This is a genomic window from Xanthomonas translucens pv. undulosa (assembly GCF_017301775.1).
Lineage (GTDB): Bacteria > Pseudomonadota > Gammaproteobacteria > Xanthomonadales > Xanthomonadaceae > Xanthomonas_A > Xanthomonas_A translucens.
The window spans coordinates 2,383,672-2,402,924 of record NZ_CP063993.1; the positions used below are offsets into that span (position 1 = coordinate 2,383,672).

A 19,253-nucleotide genomic window follows, 5' to 3' on the forward strand; every position below is an offset into this window, starting at 1 on the left:
GCGTCATGACTGAGGTGTTGCGGTAGAGCTTATTGCTGCACGAAGCCGATCTTTTTCATTTCCGAATTCTTGGCGGCGGCCAGCACCTTGGCCATCACTTCATACTCGGAATCCGGATTGGCATCGATGCGCAGTTCCGGCTGGTTGGTCGGATCGCGCTGTACTTCGTTTTCCATCATTTGCGGAAGCGCCGTCACAGCCACCGGGCTGTTGTTCCAGAAGAGCTGGTTCGACGCATCGATACGCAGATCGATCGGCGGCGGCGGGTCGCGCAACTGCGGCGGCGGGTTGATCACTCGCTGCGGCAGGTCCACGTCGATCGGATACGTCATGATCGGCGCGGTCACGATGAAGATGATCAACAGCACCAGCATCACGTCGACCAGCGGCGTGACGTTGATGTCGGCCATGGGACCACGGCCGCCTCCTGAACTGAATGCCATGGCTCAGTTCCCCTTCTCTTTGGTCGCAACGAAACCGACGTCCAGCATGCCCTGACCCTGCGCGATCTTGGTGATCTCGTTGATCGTACGCATCTTGGTCGTGCGGTCGCCACGCAGGTTGAGCGGCGGCTGCGGGGTCTGCTGGGCGGCGGTGGAGAAGCGCGATTCCAGGGCTTCCTTGGAAACCGGCTCGTCGTTCCAGTACAGCGACCCGTCTTCCTTGACCGACAGCGTGATCGGATTGGAACGTTTCTCGTCCTTGTCCGGATCCTGCTTCAGGTTGGCTTGGGGCAGCTCCACCTTGACCTTGTGGGACATCAGCGGTGCCGTGATGATGAAGATGATCAGCAGCACCAACATCACGTCCACAAGGGGCGTGACGTTGATGTCGGCCATGGGGCCGCCGCTGTTACCACTACTGAAAGCCATAACGGGCTCCGTTAATCGTTGCGTGGACGACTCGACCGCGGATCAGCGAACGCGCGAACCAGTGGCGAAGAAGTCATGCAGGTCGTGGGCGAACGTATCGAACTTGGCGATCGTCGAGCTGTTGACCTTGCTGAAGAAGTTGAACGCGAACACGGCCGGGATCGCGACGAACAGACCGATCGCGGTCATGATCAGCGCTTCACCCACCGGGCCGGCAACGGCGTCGATCGAGGCGGAGCCGGTGGCACCGATCTTGATCAGCGCGCCATAGATGCCCCACACCGTACCCAGCAGACCGACGAACGGCGCGGTCGCACCGACGGTGGCCAGCAGGGTCATGCCCGACTGCAGCTTGGTGCTTTCGCGGGTCACGGCCTGACGCAGGGCGCGGTCGACGAACTCCGAACGGCTCAGGGTTTCGCCCAGGCCATTGCCGGCGCCGGCTTCGGCACGCTGGTGGTGCGCAGCGGCCTGTGCGGCGTCGAGCGCGATCTTCGAGAACGGCTCGCTGGCCGGCTGCTCTTCCATCGCACGGATGGCGTCCTGCGCGTTCGGCGTATCCCAGAACAGGCTGGTGACGCGGTCGGCCTGGCCCTTCAGACGGGTGGCGCGGAAGATGTTGATGACGGTCCAGTACCAGGACGACGCCGACATGATGATGAGGGTGATGAGCACTACCCAGGAGACGGCGAAGTCACCCGGCTTGGAGGTCATCTCGGTGATCAGGTGCTCGAAGCCCATCTGCGACAGGGCGTTCGATGCGTTGTTGCCCCCCGCAGCAGCGGCGATGAAAATTTCCTGCAGCATGACGCTTACCTTTGTTGTGTGTGGTGATGAGGGTGGTGCAAAGAGTAGACAGGGCGGACAGACCGGCGGGTGCGCCAGCCTGCTGCCTTTGTATCAGTTCAGCGCGAAGTTGACCGGTACGCGGACGCGGCCGGCGGTCTTCTGTCCATTGACGACAGCGGAATTGAACCGCCACTTGCGCGCTGCTTCCATGGCGGCGCGGTCCAGATCGCGATTGCGGCTGGATTTCTCGACGGCGACGTTGGTGACGTTACCGTTTGCATCGACGTCGATGATCAGGATCACCTCGCCTTCCGCGCCCGACCGGAATGCGGAAGGCGGGTACTTCGGCGGGTTCATGTTCTTCGACGAAATATCGACGCTGGCGCCGATGTCGGTCGCGGCCGCAGGCGGCGCAGGCGGCGACGGCGGCGTGGCGATGTCCGTGTCGCGCGGCGTGGGCACATCGATCACCGGGGCTTGCGGCGGCGGCGGCAACGGGGTCGGCTTCGGCGGCGCCAGGTTCTTGACCGGCGGCGGCGGCGTCTCCGGCGGCTTCGGCGGCGGCGGCGGCGGCGGCGGCGGCGGCGGCGGGGCGTCGACCAGGGTGACGACGATGTTGCGTTCCTTCTCCGCTGCGGCCTTCGGCGCAACGGCTGGAATCAGCAACAACATCAGCGCTGCCAGATGCAGCGCGATTACGAAGGCAATACCGATGATGCGCGGCCAGCTGAGGCCGGAAGCTTCATCTCTGTCGTAATGCCGATTGATGACCAATTGTTCCGTCATGCGCCAATGACTCGATTTAGGGGGGCCGGGATTCGTGAAGAATCTGAATCCCAGTTCAGGCGGTTTGATACCGCAGGAACCTCCAAGCTTATACCAATCCCTGTGACCTGCACTACTTTAAGCACTGGTTTTCGGGGGCTTTTTTTGCGTTTTACTTCAGGTTGATAATTTTCTTGGCGTCTTCCGGCTTTTTGACGCCCTTGGCGAGCGCCTGTTTCGCCGCCTGCTTGGCTTCCGGAATGCGGCCTTCCTGGTGCAACACCTTGGCCAGGTTCAGATAGGTCTCGCCGTCCTTGGACAACGGCGCGGCCTTCTGCCAGTTCTCGATCGCCTGCGGCACCTGGTCGGTGTAGTAGTACGACTGCGCCAGCGCCAGATAGGTCTGGTAGTCGGGCTTGAGGATGCCCTTCTGCAGGCCTTCGGTGATGACCGCGATGACGTCCTTTTCCTTCTTGTCGGTGTTGGCGTAGATCGAGTACAGCTGCTTGTACTCTTTCTCGTCGGTCAACTGCCCGGCCGCGCGCAGCTTGTCCATCACCGCGGCGGCCTTGTCCATCTGGTCGGCCTGCATGTACATGCTGGCCAGGTTGAGCTGGGCCTTCTTGTCGTTCGGCGTCTTCGCCGCCAGCGTTTCGGCGGCCTTGACCGCTTCGCCGGTCTGGCCGGCGGCGGCGTAGGTCGCCATCAGCAGCTGGTTCCAGCTGTCCTTGGGCTCTGGCGAGGCAGCGATGGCCTGCTTCAACACCGGGATCGCCTCCTGGTAGCGCTCGGTCTGGTACAGCGCCTGGCCCTTGAGGATCAGGTCTTCCGGACGGGTCGACTTGGATTCGGCAAGAAACTTGTCCAACGTCGCCAGGCCTGGGGCGGTCTCGTCGTCCTGCAGCTGCAGCTGCGCCAGCATCAGCATCGACTGGAAGTGGCCGTTGTTGTCCAGGCCGTTGAACTGGATCGCCTGCTGCAGGTACTGCTTGGCCGCCTTGCTGTCGTCCAGGTTGTAGGCGGCCTGCGCGGCGAGCTGCGCGGCGATCGACTTGTCGTATTCGTTGGCCGCGCTATTGGCCAGGATCTCATCGGCCTGGCTGCGCACGCCGGGGTAGTCCTCGCCCTTGTTGTAGGTGTCGATCAGCTTCTGCAGCTTGCTGCCGAGCTTGGCCGACGGCTTGCCGGCCGGCTCCTGGCGGGTGGCGTTGGGAAACATCACCGCAGCCTTTTCGTTCTTGGATTTGCGCGAGGAGCGCTGCTCGGAGCGATCGGACTGCGCGACAGCGTCGGCCACCACCGCGCCGCCCAGGGCAGCAGTGATCAGCAGGGACAACAACGCTTGCTTGCGAATACTGAATTTCATGGATCACCTCGGTGGAACCGCCCTGAGCGGCACGGAAGACGGAGCGGCCATCCTGGGCCGAGCCAGCAAAACTAACAGAAACCTATACGCCGTGAAAACGTTTCTAGGACGCATGGTCATGCACGGCGCACGCCCATGCGCGACGCCACCGATGCGCTCAACCGCACTTCGGCGTCCGTCCGGCACTGCTCGCCTGCGCATACACGGGCTCAAGCGTAGCGACATCGCGTTGCAGTTCGCCGATGCGGGCGCTGGGATCGGGGTGGGTGGACAGCCATTGCGGCGGGCGCTGGCCGCCGGCGGCCATCATGTTCTTCCACAGGTCCACCGCCTGCGCCGGGTCGAAACCGGCCTGCGCCATCAGCCGCTGGCCGACCACGTCGGCCTCGCTCTCCTGGGTGCGCGAGCCCGGCAGCAGGAACGCGGCCTGCGCGGTCATGCCGCCGACCTGGCCGACCGTATCGGCGGCGGCGCTGCCGTAGCGCGCGCCGGCCAGCGCGCCAAGCACGCTGAGCCCGGCCTGGGTGCCCATCTGGCGGGTGATGCGTTCCTCGTGGTGACGCGAGATCACGTGGCCGATCTCGTGGCCGAGGACCGCCGCCAGCTGATCCTGGTTCTTGGCCACGCTGAAGATGCCGCTGTTGACGCCGACCTTGCCGCCGGGCAGCGCGAACGCGTTGGGTTCCTTGTCGTCGAACAGCGCGGTTTCCCACGCCGTGCCGCGCCATTGCGCAGGCAACTGCGCGACCAGCGCACCGACCACGCAGCGCACGTAAGCGTTGCGCTTGGGATCGGCGTCGATCGGCTGCTTGGCCTTGGCTTCGGCGAATGCCTTCAGCCCGAGCTGGTCCAGCTCCTGCTGCGACACGCCGCCCACGACCTGGGTGCGCCCGGTCGGCGATGTGGTCGTTGCGCACGCTGCCAGCAGCAACGCGATCGATGCCCCCAGTACAACACTCTTCATACGGGTTCCCCTATGACACGCATCTCAGTGTGGTGGCCCTTGTCTTAACATTTCGTCAAACAAATCTTCAAGTTGTGCCAAACCAAGACAGCGCGGCGACGGCGACGGCGTTGTTCAGGCCGTGTGCGGCAATCGGCGCCCACAACGTGCCGGTGCGCTTGTACAGCCATGCGAACGCGGCGCCCATGCTGCCGTAGACCAGCCACAGCTGCAGGGTCTCGGCCATGCCGTTGCCGGTGGTGCCGGGCAACTCGTGCACCAGCGCGAACGCAACGCCGCTAAGCGCCATGCCCAGCCGCGGCCGCCCGGCATCCCACAGACGCCCGAACAGCACCCGGCGGAACAGCAGTTCCTCGTAGGCCGGGGCGATCAGCACCGCGAACACGACCAGGAACAGCGGCATCTGCGCCATCGCCTCGCGCATCAGCGGCAGGTTGGTCGGCACCGGCTTGATCCCCAGCTGCGCGCCGAGGTTGGACAGCAGGGTGCTGCCCACGAACACCGCCCCCGCCACCAGCAACACCCAGCCCCAGGTGGCCGGCACGCGCGCGGCCTGCCAGGAGGCGCGGCGCTCGGCCGCGCTGGCCGGGCGGCGCAGGAAGTACAGCAGCAAGGCCGCGGACAGGGTGCTGACCAGGGCGATCAGCAGCTGCGCCAGCGCGCCGGGCTGGCCGAGCCGGGAGGCGACGGCCGTGGCCAGCCGATCGGCGGGAATGCCCTGCGCACGCAGTTCCATGCTGATCTGGAAGCCGCGCACCACGCCCCAGACCAGGCCGCACAGGACGCTGACCGCCAGCAGCACGACGGCGGCCAGCAGCAGGTCGAGGACGAACCAGAGCACTGGCTTGCCCGCGCCGGACGACGGTGACGCGGCATGGGGCAGCGGGGGCGGGGCTGGCATGTGCGACGGCAGCGAGGTCATCGCGATCCTGGGCGAGAGCAGGCTAGGGGAACGCAACGCTGCCGGCCCCTGGCGCGCGCCGGGGGGCGGCGATGCCGCGTCAGATGTCGAGGTTGGCGACCTTCAGCGCGTTTTCCTCGATGAAATCGCGGCGCGGTTCGACCACGTCGCCCATCAAGGTGCTGAATATCTGGTCGGCGGCCACCGCGTCCTCGATGCGCACCTGCAGCAGGCGGCGCGTGTCCGGGTTCACCGTGGTTTCCCACAGCTGCTCGGCGTTCATTTCGCCCAGGCCCTTGAAGCGCTGGATCTGCCGGCCCTTCTTGGCCTCGTCGAACAGCCAGGCATGCGCCTGGGCGAAGCTGCTGATCGACTGGGTCTTGTTGCCGCGCACGATCTGCGCGCCTGCGCGGACCAACCCGTTCAACGCCAGCGCGACTTCGCGCAGCGGGCGCAGTTCGCCGCTCTCGAACACCGCCATCGGCAGCACCTGGGTCAGTTCTTCGCCCATGTGGCGGCGCACCGCGATCAGCGTCGCCGGCCGCTGTTCGGTAGCCGGCTCGAAGCGCAGCTGGTAGCGGGCGGTACCCAGGCTGCCCCGGTTGAGCACGGCCTGCAGCGAGGTCAGGCTCGGGTGCTGGTCGCCTTCGGCCTCCAGCTGCGCCACGTCCAGCGGCGGCAGGTCGATCAGCGCGGTCAGCAGCGCCGGATCGTAGCGGTGCGCGTTGCGCGCCACCGCGTCGTTGGCGCTGGCGAACAGCAGCAGCAGCTTCTCCAGCGCGCTGCCGGTGATCGGCGGCTCGTCGGTGGCCGGGATCAGCGCCGCCCCTTCGACCGCGCTGTTGGCCAGGTAGGCGTTGAGCGCGTTGTCGTCCTTCAGGTACAGCTCCTGCTTGCCCTGCTTGAGCCGGTACAGCGGCGGCAGGCCGATGTAGATATAGCCGCGCTCGATCAGTTCCGGCATCTGCCGGTAGAAGAACGTCAGCAGCAGGGTGCGGATGTGCGCACCGTCCACGTCGGCGTCGGTCATGATGATGATGCGGTGGTAACGCAGCTTGTCCGGGTTGTACTCGTCGCGACCGATGCCGGTACCCAGCGCGGTGATCAGCGTGCCGACCTGGTCGGAGGCCAGCATGCGGTCGAAGCGTGCGCGTTCCACGTTGAGGATCTTGCCGCGCAGCGGCAGCACCGCCTGGTTCTTGCGGTTGCGGCCCTGCTTGGCCGAGCCGCCGGCCGAGTCGCCCTCGACGATGAACAGTTCCGACAGCGCCGGATCCTTTTCCTGGCAGTCGGCCAGCTTGCCGGGCAGGCCGGCGATGTCCAGCGCGCCCTTGCGCCGGGTCAGGTCGCGCGCCTTGCGCGCAGCCTCGCGGGCGCGCGCGGCATCGACGATCTTGCCGGCGATAGCCTTGGCCTCGCTGGGGTTTTCCTGCAGGAATTCCTGCAAACGGGCGCCGAACGTGTTCTCAACGGCCGGCTTAACCTCGGAACTGACCAGTTTCTCCTTGGTCTGCGACGAGAAGCTCGGATCCGGCACCTTCACCGACAGCACCGCTATCATACCTTCGCGCATGTCGTCGCCGGACAGGGTGATTTTGGCCTGCTTGGCGATGCCGTTCTGTTCGATGTAATTGGTCAGGGTGCGGGTCAGCGCGGCGCGGAAGCCGGCCAGATGGGTGCCGCCGTCCTTCTGCGGGATGTTGTTGGTGAAGCAGAACATCGTTTCCTGATAGGCGTCGGTCCACTGCAGGGCCACGTCCACGACGATGCCGTTCTGCTCGCCGGTCACCGAGATCACGTTCGGGTGCAGCGGGGTCTTCAGCTGCGCCAGGTGCTCGACGAAGCTGCGGATGCCGCCTTCGTACTCGAACACGTCCTGGCGGCCATCGCCGCGCTCGTCCTGCAGGGTGATCTTGACCCCGGAGTTGAGGAAGGACAGTTCGCGCAGGCGCCGCGCCAGGATGTCGTAGTGGAACTCGACGTCGCTGAAGATCTCCACCGCCGGCTTGAAGCGCAGCATGGTGCCGCGCTTGTCGGAGGGCTCGAGCTGCTTGAGCGGGTATTGCGGCTCGCCCAGCTTGTATTCCTGCTGGTAGTGATGGCCATCGCGCCACACGTCCAGCCACAGGTGCTCGGACAGGGCGTTGACCACCGACACACCGACGCCGTGCAGGCCGCCGGACACCTTGTAACTGTTGTCGTCGAACTTGCCGCCGGCATGCAGCACGGTGAGGATCACCTCGGCCGCGGAGACGCCTTCTTCCTTGTGAATATCCACCGGGATGCCGCGGCCGTTGTCGGATACCTGCACCGAGCCATCCAGCATGATCTTGACCAGCACGTTGTCGGCGTGGCCGGCCAGCGCTTCGTCGATCGAGTTGTCGACGACCTCGAACACCATGTGGTGCAGGCCGGTACCGTCGTGCACGTCGCCGATGTACATGCCGGGACGCTTGCGGACTGCTTCCAGCCCGCGCAGCACGGTGATCTTGCTGGAGTCGTAGGTGGTGTTGGCGGGCGAGGTTGGCGGATTCTGTTGTTCGGTCATGCGCGTGCCGTAGGCTCCACGAGTCGGACGACGGCGAGCAGGAGCCCGGTCGCGCCGATGGATAGGGGATTGAGGCCAATTATAGCAGCCCCGGCCCTGCCCCCCCCGCGGCGGTCAGGAACGGGCCACGGCCTGCCCATGTTCCACGTGGAACCGGGCAATCGGCAGGGCGCTATCGGCCAGCGCCTGCGGGGTCTCGGTCGCGGTGACGAAGACCTGCGCCGGGCCGGCCTTCAGGCGCTGCAGCACACGCCGCTGGTGATGCTGGTCCAGTTCCGAGGCCAGGTCGTCCAGGGCGATCACCGGCCACTCGCCGCGTTGCTCGGCATAGTCTTCGGCCTGGGCCAGCAGGCAGGCCAATGCGGTGAGCTTGGCCTGGCCGCGCGACAGCGCGTCGCGGCCGGGGATGGTCGCGAATGCCAGGCTCCAGTCGGCACGGTGCGGTCCGACCGAGGTATAGCCGTACTGGCGGTCGCGTTCGCGGTTGAGCAACAGCGCATCGGCCAGCGGCACCTCGTGGCGGCGCCAGCCAGGCGCGAACTGCAGGTGCTGGATGCCCAGCGCTGGCGCTAGTTCCGGCCCCAGCGCCAGCAGGCGCTGCAGCAGCCGTTCCAGATACTGCTCGCGGCGCGAGGTCAGCGGTTCGCCGGCCTCGGCCAGCTCGTGGTCCCAGGCGTCCAGGGCTGCGCCGCCGCCACCGCTCTTGAGCAGTGCATTGCGCTGGCGCAGCGCCCGCGCATAGCGGCGCCACAGGGACAGGAAGTCAGGTTCCACGTGGAACAAGCCCCAATCGACGAAGCGCCGGCGCGGTTCGCCGCCGCCACTCACCAGTACATGGCTCCCGGGTTCGAAGGTGACCACCGCTAGCGCGGCGCACAGCGTGCCCAGGTAGGCCACATCTTCGCCATCCAGGCGGCCACGCCAGTCCTGGCCACTATGGCGCAGTCCGGCGCGGCGCCGCCGCGGCTGTTGCGGCTCGGCGCCGCGCTCCTGCCATTCGACGAACACCTCGAGCGCGTCCTGGCCCTGGCTGACCAAGCCGTCGCGGACCCGACCGCGAAAGCTGCGGCCATAGGCCATCAAGTGCATGGCCTCGAGGATCGTAGTCTTGCCGGCACCGTTGTCGCCCGTGATCAGGTTCAGCCCGGGCGCAGGCGCAAGTTCGAGCGCGGTGAAGCGGCGCAGGTGATGGAGGTCGAGGCGGGAGACGTGCATGCGGGGCAATCGGGGCGAGGGCGCTCGCACCGGGCGCACGCGGGTCGGCTCATAGGGGTAGGGCGGCAGCATACCCAAAGCGGGTGCGAACGTCGTGTGGGGAGGGGGGCTGGACGCTTGCTGCTGCGTCAGTGCTTGGTCGCGCAGGCACTGCGGCCGGCTTTATGAGGCGATCAGGACCACGATGATGCATGGCAGAAGACATCAAACCGCGGCGGTAAAGCCCGTCGCGACTGAAGTCGCTCCCACAGGGAGCATGCAAGGCGTCGAGATCGCCTGCCGAATCGCGGGCAAAAGAAACCCGGCGCTTAGGCCGGGTTTCTTTGTGTGTTCCACGTGGAACACGGGATGTCGAACGACGGTCAGAGGCGCAGCGGCATCACCACGTGGCGCGAGCGGGCGCTGCTGGCCTCGCGCACCAGGGCCGAGGAGTTGGCATCGCGCAGCTGGATCACGATGAACTCCTCGCGCAGCGCCGACAGCGCGTCGAGCAGGTAGTTCACGTTGAAACCGATCGCCAGATCGCTGACCTTGGTGTCGGCCTCGATCTCTTCCTGCGCCTCTTCCTGCTCGGGATTGTGCGCACTGATCTTCAGCTGGCCCGGCGAGACTTCCACACGCACGCCGCGGTACTTCTCGTTGGACAGGATCGCGGCACGCTGCAGTGCGGCGCGCAGCGCTTCGCGATCCAGTTTGACCTCGCGGTCGGCGCCGATCGGGATCACCGCTTCGTAATCGGGGAAACGGCCATCGATCAGCTTCGAGGTGAAGGTGACATCGTCGCGCTTGACCCGCACGTGGCTGCGCCCGACTTCCAACTCGACCTCGCGATCGCCGCCTTCCAGCAGCCGCTGCAGCTCGGTCACCCCCTTGCGCGGCACGATGATCTGGCGCTTGGCGCCGCTGGCGTTCTCCAGCGCGGTCTCGCACAGCGCCAGGCGGTGGCCGTCGGTGGCCACGCAGCGCAAGGTCTGGTCGTGGAGGTCGAACAGCAGGCCGTTGAGGTAGTAGCGCACGTCCTGCTGCGCCATCGCGAACGCGGTGCGCTCGATCAGCTCCTTCAGCGCCGCTTCCGGCACCAGCACCCGTTCGGTGGCTTCGACCTCGTCCACCGACGGGAAATCGTTGGCCGGCAGCGTGGCCAGGGTGAAGCGGCTGCGCCCGGCCTGCACGGTGATCTTGTCGCCGTTCTGGGTCACGGTGATCTTGCTGCCGTCAGGCAGCGCCCGAATGATCTCGAACAGCTTGCGTGCCGGGATGGTGGTTTCGCCGTCCTGCGCATCGTCGACCACGATGCGCGACACCATTTCCACTTCCAGGTCGGTACCGGTCAGCGACAGTTGCCCGTCGTGCACCTGCACCAGGAAGTTGGCCAGAACCGGCAAGGTCTGGCGGCGTTCGACCACATTGACGACTTGCGCCAATGGCTTGAGGAAGGCTTCGCGCTGCAGTGTGAAACGCATGTGGTTCCGTGCCCCTATGCTTTAAAAAGATATGGAATAAATCAAAAGCTTGGTGGTGATGGTAGAGCGATTTTCGGTGCAAAGGTAGCTTAACTCTCTGGAATCAAACGGGTTTTTAGCCCCTCAATCCCGGGTATTACTGCCCCTGTAGGGGTGGGGAAACCTGTGGATAGTTTTCCCGGCGCCGCCGCGCTGCACGTTATCCACAGTTTCTACCGGATTTGTCGCGAAGTCATGCACCGTTTTATCAAAGCGTCGTCGGCAGGTGCCGTGGAGGGGCGCCACGCCTCCCCTCCGCGCCTTGCCGGGCGCCCGCCTACCGGGCTACTCGCTCAACTTGCGGATCAGCTTGTCCCAGTCCTCGCGCAGCTTGCCGTCGGTTTCCATCAGGTGCTTGATCTGGCGGCAGGCGTGCAGCACGGTGGTGTGGTCGCGGCCGGCGAACGCATCGCCGATCTCCGGCAGGCTGTGTTCGGTCAGCTCCTTGGTCAGCGCCATCGCCACCTGCCGCGGCCGCGCCAGCGAGCGCGTACGGCGCTTGGACAGCAGGTCCTTGATCTGCAGGCCGTAGTAGTCGGCCACGGTCTTCTGGATGTTGGGGATGCCGATCGCCTGCTGCTGCGCGCGCAGCAGGTCGCGCAGCGTCTCCTGGGCGAACTCGGTGGTGATCGCGCGGCCGGTGAAGTTGGCGCGGGCGGCCAGCGTGTTGAGCGCCCCTTCCAGGTCGCGCACGTTGGAGCGCATCTTCTTGGCGATCAGGAACGCCACGTCGTCGGGGATGTCGGCGCCGCGCTCGCGCGCCTTGGCCAGCACGATCGCCGCACGGGTCTCGAAGTCGGGCGGGTCGATCGCCACCGACAGGCCCCAGGCCAGGCGCGACTTCAGCCGTGGCTCCAGGCCTTCGACCTCGCGCGGGTAGCGGTCGCAGGTCAGGATGATCTGCTGGCGGCCGTCGAACAGCGCGTTGAAGGTGTGGAAGAACTCTTCCTGGGTGCGGTCCTTGCCGGCGAAGAACTGGATGTCGTCGATCAACAGCGCATCCACCTGCTGGAACTGGCGCTTGAACTGGTCCATGGTCTTGTCCTGCAGCGCGCGGATCATCGCGCTGAAGAACTGTTCCGAGCGCAGGTACATGACCCGCGCGTTGGGGTTCTGCTCGCGCATCGCGTTGCCGGCGGCGAACATCAGGTGGGTCTTGCCCAGGCCGGTGCTGCCGTACAGCAGCAGCGGGTTGTGCGCGCGGTCGCCGGGTTTTTGCGCCGCCTGCGTGGCCGCGGCCAGGCCGAGCTGGTTGCTGCGGCCTTCGACGAAGTTGGCGAAGGTGTAGTGCGCGTCGAGGTTGCCGGCGAATGGCTCCAGCAGCGCCGGCGGCGGCGTGCGCGCGGCGGCCGCATCGTTCGTGGCCGCGAGCACCGGCTCCGGCGCGCGCGGACGCGAGCCGACCTGCAATGCCACCTCGCCGCTGCCGGCGAAATAGGTCATCAGCTCGCGGATCCGCGCCAGGTAGCGCTCGCGCACCTGTTCGACGATGAAGGCGTTCGGGGCGTACAGGACCATGCTGTTGTCATGGCGCTGTTCGGCTTGCAGCGGTTTCAACCAGGTGTGAACGTCCTCGGCTGGAAATTCAGCTTCCAGACGTTCCAGGCAACGGGGCCAAGCATCCATCAGATGTAATTCATTGAGAGACCAGGCGTGAGGCGCGAAACATCGCGGCGCACTCGGCCGGTGAAAAGAGGAAAGCAGATGGGCCAGACTACCATCGGCACGCGGGGTCGGGAATGGTTTTCCCGCATCTATTCACAGATTCATCCACAGGCTGCGCGTGGCGCCCCTCTCAGCGCCGGTGAAAGAGCAGTTGACCGCACCCCGGTTGGTTCTATAGAATTTCCGGTTCTTTCCGCCTCATTCAGACAGAGCGCCCCGATGGCCACCAAGCGCACATTCCAGCCCAGCAACCTCAAGCGCAAGCGCGACCACGGCTTCCGTGCCCGCATGGCCACCGCCGACGGCCGCAAGATCCTGGCCCGTCGCCGCGCCAAGGGCCGCAAGCGCCTTAGCGCTTGATTGCGTCGCCGCCCCAGGCGGCGCCTGCAATCCGGACCGTGAATCATCCCGACCCGCGTAGGCGATTTCCTCGCTCTGCGCGGGTTCGCACTTCTGCGGAATACCGCGTCGTGTTCGATGCCGCACGCCGCTGCTCCGAACCGCTGATGAGCCTGCACTGGTGCAGCGCGGACCACCCCGCGCGGCTCGGCTTGGCCGTGTCGCGCAAGGTCGACAAGCGCGCCGTGGTCCGCAATCGCATCAAACGCGTCCTGCGCGACGCCACGCGGCATCTGCTGCCGTGGCTGGCGCCCGGCGACTATGTGGTGGTGGCGCGCAGCGCCGCCGCCCAGGCCAGCGGCGAACAGCTGCGTCAGGCCTATCTGCGCCTGCTGCGTCGCGCTGGTGCATTGCCGGCCCCGGCTGCGGACGGCACAATGCCGCCGCCCCTGCTTCCTTCTTCCCCCACTTCCAAGTCAGAACCCGTTTCTGGCTGAGCCGAGCTTGCCTGTCCGATGAACCAGACCCGCCTTTTCCTGATCTTTGCCTGGCTGATGGTCGCGGCCCTGTTGTGGATGGAGTGGAACAAGGAGCACGCCGCGCCTGCGGCCGATGCGACCGCCATTGCGACCACGGCCGCGGTACCGCCCGCGCAGGACGCCGATGCCGGCGCCAGCGGCACCCAGGCCGTGCCGCGCGCCACCGAACCGGGCGCTGCGACCGTGCCCGGCGTGGGCAGCGAGACCGCTGCGCCAGCCGCCGCCAGCGCCGCGCCGCGGGTCACCATCACCACCGACGTGCTGCACCTGACCCTGGACGGGCGCAGCGTGTTCGATGCGGATCTGCTGCTGTTCCCGCAGACCAAGCAGCCCGGCAGCCCGCCGGTGGCGCTGCTCACCGAAGACCCGGTGCATCCGTACACCGCCACCAGCGGCTGGGTCGGCGAAAACAACGCGCCGTCGCCAGGCCCAGGCGGCTTCCGCCCCGAGCAGCCGGGCAAGGACTACGTGCTGGCCAAGGGCCAGGACGCGCTGCAGGTGCCGTTCGTGTGGAACGGCCCGGACGGCATCAGCATCCGCCGCGTCTACACCGTGCAGCGCGGCCACTACGCGGTGCAGATCAAGGACGAGATCGTCAACCAGGGCAGCAAGCCCTGGCAGGGCTACGTGTTCCGCAAGCTGAGCCGGGTGCCGACCATCGTCAGCCGCGGCATGACCAACCCGGATTCCTTCAGCTTCAATGGCGCTACCTGGTTCAGTGCGCAGGACGGCTACCAGCGCCGCGCGTTCAAGGATTTCCTGGAAGACGGTCCGGTCAACCAGACCATCAAGGGCGGCTGGATCGCGCTGCTCCAGCACCATTTCTTCACCGGCTGGATCCCGCAGGCCGACCAGGATGCGCTGTACGTGCTGTCCAACGACGGCCCGCGGCATGTGATCGAAGCGCGTGGCCCGGGCTTCACCGTGGCCCCCGGCGCGCGCGCCAGCAGCGAAGCGCGGCTGTGGATCGGGCCGAAGCTGGTCAACCAGATCGCCAAGGAAAACGTGCGCGGGCTGGACCGCGTGGTCGACTACAGCCGTTTCTCGCTGATGGCGATCCTGGGCCAGGGCCTGTTCTGGGTGCTCAGCCACCTGCACACCCTGCTCGGCAACTGGGGCTGGTCGATCGTGGGCCTGGTGATCCTATTGAAGCTGATGCTGTATCCACTGTCGGCCGCGCAGTACAAGAGCATGGCCAAGATGCGCAAGTTCCAGCCGCGCATCCAGCAGCTCAAGGAACGCTACGGCGACGACAAGCAGAAGTTCCAGACGGCGATGATGGAGCTGTACAAGAAGGAGAAGATCAACCCGATGGGCGGCTGCTTGCCGGTGCTGGTGCAGATGCCGATCTTCTTCGCGCTGTACTGGGTGCTGGTGGAATCGGTGGAGCTGCGCCAGGCGCCGTGGTTCGCCTGGATCCAGGACCTGACCGCGCGCGATCCGTACTTCATTCTGCCGGTGATCAACGTGGCGGTGATGTGGCTGACGCAGAAGTTGACGCCGTCGCCGGGCATGGACCCGATGCAGGCGCGGATGATGCAGTTCATGCCGCTGGTGTTCGGCGTGATGATGGCCTTCGTGCCGTCGGGCCTGGTGCTGTACTGGGTCACCAACGGTTCGCTGGGTCTGTTGCAGCAGTGGTGGATGACCAAGCGTCACGGCGAGGCGGCCACTGTTGGCGCCGGCGCCAAACCGCCGGCCAAGACCAAGAAGTAGATTCAACACCGCCCGCCGCCAGGCGGGCGTTGCGGATGCGGCCGCGGCACTGTGCGCTGGCCTGTCCTGCCACCTCTCTGGAACTGCAACCGAGCGATGCCTCGGCGGCTTATGCGCGCCGCCAGCTGCAGACGTTGTAGCCTGCAGCGTCGCCAGGACGTTCTTCGCCATGCCGCACACCGCCGATACCATCGCCGCCATCGCCACCGCCCCGGGTGCGGGCGGCGTCGGCGTGGTGCGCGTGTCCGGGCGCCTGGCCGCGGCGATCGGCACCGGCCTCGGCCTGGGCGCGCTGCCGCCGCGCACGGCGCGCTACGCGCGGTTTCGCGATGCGCATGGGCAAACGGTCGACGACGGCATCGCGCTGTGGTTCCCGGCGCCGCGCAGCTTCACCGGCGAGGACGTGCTGGAACTGCAGGCGCACGGCAGCCCGGTGCTGCTGCGGCAACTGGTGGCGCGCTGCTGCGAGCTTGGCGCGCGGCCGGCGCGGCCGGGCGAGTTCAGCGCGCGCGCGTTCCTCAACCGCAAGCTGGACTTGGCCCAGGCCGAGGCCATCGCCGACCTGATCGCCGCCGGCGACCTGCGCGCGGCGCGCGCGGCGCGCAGGTCGCTGGACGGCGTGTTCTCGCGCCGGGTCGAGGCCCTGGCCGAGCACCTGTTGCGGCTGCGCATCCACACCGAGGCGGCGATCGATTTCGCCGACGAATCGCTGGACACGCTCGGTGGCGACCAGGTCCGCGCCGGTCTGGCGCAGGCGCACGCGGACCTGGCGCAACTGCTGCTGGACGCCGAGCGCGGCCGGCGCCTGCGCGACGGCCTGCATGCGGTGCTGGTGGGGCCGCCGAACGCCGGCAAGAGTTCGCTGCTCAACGCGCTGGCCGGCAGCGAGCGCGCCATCGTCACCGACATCGCCGGCACTACCCGCGACACCTTGCGCGAGACCGTGCGCCTGGACGGCGTCGAACTGACCCTGGTCGACACTGCCGGCCTGCGCGATGGCGGCGATGCGATCGAGCGCGAAGGCATGCGCCGCGCGCGACTGGAGCTGCAGCGCGCCGACCTGGCGCTGATCGTGCTCGACGCGCGCGCTACCGACGCCGGCCGCGCGGCGATCGCCGAGGCCATCGCCGACGTGCCGCAGCGGCTGTGGATCCACAACAAGAGCGACCTGCTCGACGCGGTGCCCGAGTCCACAGCCGACAGCGTGTACGTTTCCGCCAGCACCGGCAGCGGTCTCGAACGGCTGCACGCATGCCTGCGTGCGATCGCCGGGCAGGCCGCCGGCGACGGCAGTGATGGTGAATTCTCCGCGCGCGCGCGCCACGTGGAGGCCTTGCAGCGCGCCGCAGAGCACGCCGCTGCCGCGGCCGCCGAACTGGGCTACGAGCGGCTCGAACTGGCTGCCGAGGAACTGCGCCTGGCGCACGCCGCGCTGGGCGAGATCGTCGGCCATCTCAGCGCCGACGATGTGCTGGGGCGGATCTTCTCCAGCTTCTGCATCGGGAAGTGAGGCGCGGCGCGGGCGTTCGCCCTGCCACGTCATGCGTTTGCCGCTGGGCCGACCACGCGGGCGTTCTCGGCATCACCGCGTACGCGTTCGTCGCGGTGGGTCGCCGTCGTCGTTCATTCCGACCATAGACCGGCATCGGCCAAACGGCGCAGCAGGGCCGCACGTTTGGCATGGGGAGCGAGAAAGCGCCGCAGATCCCGGTCGAAGGCGTCGCGGCTGCAGAGCATTGCATAACCTTCGGCAAGCTCGGCCAGCGCAGACACCGCTTGCGCGTAGCCCGACGCACCGCCACGCGTGGCGTGGGCGTGGGCCGCTTTCCAGAGTTTTCCCGGATCGGTCATCAACTGGCGTAGCTTGGCTTCGCGCTGCTTGCGGCGCTGGGCTTCGTGCTTCGCGTGTGCTTTGGCCTCTCGCTCCCGGCGGACCGAGGCCAACGACCCGGCCAGTTCGCACAACTCGGCCACGCGGCGTCTGGGAGAACCCGAGGATGCCGGACGCCGTGCCTTCAGCCAGGCAGCATAGTGTGATTTCACCTGCCGCTCTGCGTCCTGCCCCTGTCCCAGCACGATGCGCCTGAGTACGTCCTTCATCGCATCGGGCTGCCATCGATCCAACCAGGCAGCGATGCGCTGCGCTTCGTCCCCAGGCGATGGCGCGGACGCAGGACGACCGCTGCCCGCAGCTTCCAACAGATCCGGATCGACCTCCAGGAATTCGGCCAACGCCTGCTGTGCGGGCGACAGTTCCGCCATCCCACGCGGAAGTTCCGGCTCCAGTGCGTCTTCCCGCAGCGTGTCGATACCGGCTAGCCAGCCTAGGTAAAGCGGTCGCATGTCGCCACGCAACAACTCATCGCGCAGCGGAATCAGTCGCCGCATCCAGCCGTGGCCATCGTCCATGGCAAAACGGTCGTCGTCTTCGCTTTCGGCGAGCGTCCAGTGCAGCACCCAATGCGTGTTGCTGGACTGGATCGAGAGTGTCGCGCGGTTGCCGAAGGGCTGCAACTCGGTCTTGCGGAACGCGGCTTTCGGCAATCGCAGCGACAGCCGACAGGTGTGCCAGTTGGCCCAATAGACGAAGGCATCGAAGTAGCGCCGCATCCATTCGGCGGGGTCGGCCTTGAGGTCGCCCCAGTCGTAGTGGTTGGTGAAGCCGCTGGGCGTGATGACGGCGCGGGTGGACAGCGCGCGCAGCTCGGCCATTTCGGTACGGGTTAATGGCCGGTCGATGGCCGCAAATTCGTAGTACTGGTATTCGCTCATGATGTTGGTGTCTGGTTTGGTTCGCCACGCATCTCCGTGCCGCTCGAACCAGGCCCGCGGCTACCGCCATGATGCTCATCGGCAAGGCTAGCGCGTGTTGTGCCGCTCAGGGCACCAGGGCGGCGATCGATGTCGCGCAGCGCATGCGCCCAGACCCTGCGCGACCTGCAGCGCGAAGGCCTGGTCGCGCACGCGTTGCTGCCGCTGGTGGCGCCCGTTCGCCGCGCAAGACCGGCGCAGCGCGGTGGTGGAATTCCCGCGGCTACGTCGCCGAGATCCATCGCCCGCTGGCGCCTTGAGCGGGGGTGGGTCCGCGCTGCCGTTGCAGGCCTGTCCGCCCACGATTCACTCCGGCTCGGCCACGCTCGCGCTATAGCTCACGCCGTCGCGGCGCACCCGCACCGGGCCGCCGAACACCGCCGACAACGGCGCATCGGCCAGCAGTTCCTCGCGCTTGCCATCGGCATACACGTGGCCGCCGCGCAGCAGGATCACCCGCTCGATCTCCGGCACGATCTCTTCGATGTGGTGGGTCACCAGCACCAGGGTGATGCCCTGGCTGGCGAGGCCGCGCATCGTCGCCAGCAGGTGCTGGCGCGCGATCAGGTCCAGCCCGGTGCCGGGTTCGTCCAGCAGCAGCGCCTGCGGCCGGTTGACCAGCGCGCGCGCGATCAGTACGCGCCGGGTCTCGCCGGCCGACAGCTCCGCGTACGGCCGCTGCAGCAACGGCAACGCATGCGCCAGCTGCAGCGCCGCGCGCGCGCGGTCGCGCATGGTCTGGGTCACCTCGCGATGCGGCGGCACCACGTAGCTGGCGAAGAAGCCTGACAGCACCGCGCTCTCTACGTCCAGCCCGGGCATGTCGGCGAGATTGACGCTGAGGTCGCCGCTGACGATGCCCAACTGGCTGCGCAGTCGGTCCACCTGCCAGCGGCTCTGGCCCAGCACTCGCACCGGCGGGGCTTCGCCGGCGCGTGCGAGCGGATACAGCTCGCGTGTGATCAGCTTGATGAACGAGGACTTGCCGCAGCCGTTCGGGCCGAGGATCGCGGTGTGCTGGCCGAGCGCGATGCGCAGGCTCAGTTCGTGCAGTACGCGCACCTGGCCGCGCACCACGCTGGCGCGGTCCAGTTCGATCAGCGGCGCGGCGGCCGGCACGAGAGTTGCATCGGAAATGGCGACGGACATGGAAGTGACACCGTTCTGAGATCAAGAGCGCGCAGCGGCTGAATACCGTACGCAGGCGATGGGTGAAGTTTGCCGCCACTGCCCCCATCATGTCTTCCATATCAACCTGGCG

At 66.9% G+C, this 19,253-nt stretch carries 17 protein-coding genes; 4 read left to right on the top strand and 13 right to left on the bottom strand.

Translation table 11 applies throughout. The features are described 5' to 3' along the window. Positions 1-29: 29 nt before the first annotated feature. The 11 genes from ISN38_RS10095 to dnaA all read right to left on the bottom strand — a co-directional run bounded on the left by ISN38_RS10095 (position 30) and on the right by dnaA (position 12,548). Entirely contained in the window at positions 30-443 is a 414-nt protein-coding gene (locus tag ISN38_RS10095) for an ExbD/TolR family protein (RefSeq protein WP_206711782.1), read from the bottom strand. Between the two features lie 3 nt (positions 444-446). After that, positions 447-872, bottom strand: coding sequence for an ExbD/TolR family protein (locus ISN38_RS10100; protein WP_003470008.1), 426 nt, complete (start codon positions 870-872; stop codon positions 447-449). A gap of 42 nt (positions 873-914) precedes the next feature. Next, entirely contained in the window at positions 915-1,679 is a 765-nt protein-coding gene (gene exbB, locus ISN38_RS10105) for a TonB-system energizer ExbB (protein WP_003469996.1), read from the bottom strand. 93 nt (positions 1,680-1,772) lie between these two features. Beyond that, a complete protein-coding gene (locus ISN38_RS10110; RefSeq protein ID WP_003469994.1) occupies positions 1,773-2,447 on the bottom strand; it encodes an energy transducer TonB in 675 nt (224 codons plus the stop codon). 151 nt (positions 2,448-2,598) lie between these two features. Next, positions 2,599-3,792, bottom strand: coding sequence for a tetratricopeptide repeat protein (locus ISN38_RS10115; protein WP_003469993.1), 1,194 nt, complete (start codon positions 3,790-3,792; stop codon positions 2,599-2,601). Between the two features lie 157 nt (positions 3,793-3,949). Continuing rightward, positions 3,950-4,756 (bottom strand): M48 family metallopeptidase, encoded by an 807-nt coding sequence (locus ISN38_RS10120; RefSeq protein ID WP_206711783.1) that lies wholly within the window; start codon positions 4,754-4,756, stop codon positions 3,950-3,952. Between the two features lie 67 nt (positions 4,757-4,823). Then, on the bottom strand, positions 4,824-5,678 hold the full coding sequence (locus ISN38_RS10125; RefSeq protein WP_003469991.1) for a CPBP family intramembrane glutamic endopeptidase: 855 nt from the start codon (positions 5,676-5,678) through the stop codon (positions 4,824-4,826). 79 nt (positions 5,679-5,757) lie between these two features. Next, positions 5,758-8,205 (bottom strand): DNA topoisomerase (ATP-hydrolyzing) subunit B, encoded by a 2,448-nt coding sequence (gyrB, locus tag ISN38_RS10130; RefSeq protein WP_068873183.1) that lies wholly within the window; start codon positions 8,203-8,205, stop codon positions 5,758-5,760. 114 nt (positions 8,206-8,319) lie between these two features. Further along, positions 8,320-9,420: a DNA replication/repair protein RecF gene (recF, locus tag ISN38_RS10135; protein ID WP_003469989.1), complete on the bottom strand. Its 1,101-nt coding sequence runs from the start codon at positions 9,418-9,420 to the stop codon at positions 8,320-8,322. A 362-nt stretch (positions 9,421-9,782) separates the two neighbouring features. Beyond that, positions 9,783-10,883, bottom strand: a complete 1,101-nt coding sequence (gene dnaN / locus ISN38_RS10140) for a DNA polymerase III subunit beta (protein ID WP_003469987.1) — start codon at positions 10,881-10,883, stop codon at positions 9,783-9,785. A 324-nt stretch (positions 10,884-11,207) separates the two neighbouring features. Next, on the bottom strand, positions 11,208-12,548 hold the full coding sequence (gene dnaA / locus ISN38_RS10145; protein WP_108084478.1) for a chromosomal replication initiator protein DnaA: 1,341 nt from the start codon (positions 12,546-12,548) through the stop codon (positions 11,208-11,210). A 258-nt stretch (positions 12,549-12,806) separates the two neighbouring features. Here dnaA and rpmH point away from each other — a divergent pair, with 258 nt between their 5' ends. From rpmH to mnmE, 4 genes are all read left to right on the top strand, one after another. Beyond that, complete coding sequence (rpmH, locus tag ISN38_RS10150) at positions 12,807-12,947, top strand: 50S ribosomal protein L34 (RefSeq protein WP_003469983.1); 141 nt, start codon at positions 12,807-12,809, stop codon at positions 12,945-12,947. 38 nt (positions 12,948-12,985) lie between these two features. After that, entirely contained in the window at positions 12,986-13,423 is a 438-nt protein-coding gene (gene rnpA, locus ISN38_RS10155; RefSeq protein WP_206711784.1) for a ribonuclease P protein component, read from the top strand. A gap of 18 nt (positions 13,424-13,441) precedes the next feature. Further along, positions 13,442-15,181 carry a membrane protein insertase YidC gene (gene yidC, locus ISN38_RS10160; RefSeq protein WP_003469970.1) on the top strand — a complete coding sequence of 580 codons (1,740 nt, stop codon included), beginning with the start codon at positions 13,442-13,444 and terminating at the stop codon, positions 15,179-15,181. Positions 15,182-15,350: 169 nt separating this feature from the next. Further along, positions 15,351-16,691, top strand: coding sequence for a tRNA uridine-5-carboxymethylaminomethyl(34) synthesis GTPase MnmE (mnmE, locus tag ISN38_RS10165; RefSeq protein WP_003469968.1), 1,341 nt, complete (start codon positions 15,351-15,353; stop codon positions 16,689-16,691). Positions 16,692-16,804: 113 nt separating this feature from the next. Here mnmE and ISN38_RS10170 read toward each other — a convergent pair whose 3' ends face one another. Further along, positions 16,805-17,953, bottom strand: a complete 1,149-nt coding sequence (locus ISN38_RS10170; RefSeq protein WP_108085276.1) for a hypothetical protein — start codon at positions 17,951-17,953, stop codon at positions 16,805-16,807. Positions 17,954-18,298: 345 nt separating this feature from the next. Next, positions 18,299-19,141 carry an ABC transporter ATP-binding protein gene (locus ISN38_RS10175; RefSeq protein WP_038238334.1) on the bottom strand — a complete coding sequence of 281 codons (843 nt, stop codon included), beginning with the start codon at positions 19,139-19,141 and terminating at the stop codon, positions 18,299-18,301. Between the last annotated feature and the right edge of the window lie 112 nt (positions 19,142-19,253).

What these genes read in the sequence shown, in the direction of transcription:
- dnaN (WP_003469987.1), bottom strand. Translation starts at nt 10,883, where the DNA reads ATGCGTTTCACACTGCAGCGCGAAGCCTTCCTCAAGCCATTGGCGCAA.
- recF (WP_003469989.1), bottom strand. Translation starts at nt 9,420, where the DNA reads ATGCACGTCTCCCGCCTCGACCTCCATCACCTGCGCCGCTTCACCGCG.
- yidC (WP_003469970.1), top strand. Translation starts at nt 13,442, where the DNA reads ATGAACCAGACCCGCCTTTTCCTGATCTTTGCCTGGCTGATGGTCGCG.
- ISN38_RS10170 (WP_108085276.1), bottom strand. Translation starts at nt 17,953, where the DNA reads ATGAGCGAATACCAGTACTACGAATTTGCGGCCATCGACCGGCCATTA.
- ISN38_RS10110 (WP_003469994.1), bottom strand. Translation starts at nt 2,447, where the DNA reads ATGACGGAACAATTGGTCATCAATCGGCATTACGACAGAGATGAAGCT.
- mnmE (WP_003469968.1), top strand. Translation starts at nt 15,351, where the DNA reads ATGCCGCACACCGCCGATACCATCGCCGCCATCGCCACCGCCCCGGGT.
- gyrB (WP_068873183.1), bottom strand. Translation starts at nt 8,205, where the DNA reads ATGACCGAACAACAGAATCCGCCAACCTCGCCCGCCAACACCACCTAC.
- ISN38_RS10120 (WP_206711783.1), bottom strand. Translation starts at nt 4,756, where the DNA reads ATGAAGAGTGTTGTACTGGGGGCATCGATCGCGTTGCTGCTGGCAGCG.
- ISN38_RS10115 (WP_003469993.1), bottom strand. Translation starts at nt 3,792, where the DNA reads ATGAAATTCAGTATTCGCAAGCAAGCGTTGTTGTCCCTGCTGATCACT.
- rpmH (WP_003469983.1), top strand. Translation starts at nt 12,807, where the DNA reads ATGGCCACCAAGCGCACATTCCAGCCCAGCAACCTCAAGCGCAAGCGC.
- dnaA (WP_108084478.1), bottom strand. Translation starts at nt 12,548, where the DNA reads ATGGATGCTTGGCCCCGTTGCCTGGAACGTCTGGAAGCTGAATTTCCA.
- ISN38_RS10095 (WP_206711782.1), bottom strand. Translation starts at nt 443, where the DNA reads ATGGCATTCAGTTCAGGAGGCGGCCGTGGTCCCATGGCCGACATCAAC.
- exbB (WP_003469996.1), bottom strand. Translation starts at nt 1,679, where the DNA reads ATGCTGCAGGAAATTTTCATCGCCGCTGCTGCGGGGGGCAACAACGCA.
- ISN38_RS10175 (WP_038238334.1), bottom strand. Translation starts at nt 19,141, where the DNA reads ATGTCCGTCGCCATTTCCGATGCAACTCTCGTGCCGGCCGCCGCGCCG.
- ISN38_RS10125 (WP_003469991.1), bottom strand. Translation starts at nt 5,678, where the DNA reads ATGACCTCGCTGCCGTCGCACATGCCAGCCCCGCCCCCGCTGCCCCAT.
- ISN38_RS10100 (WP_003470008.1), bottom strand. Translation starts at nt 872, where the DNA reads ATGGCTTTCAGTAGTGGTAACAGCGGCGGCCCCATGGCCGACATCAAC.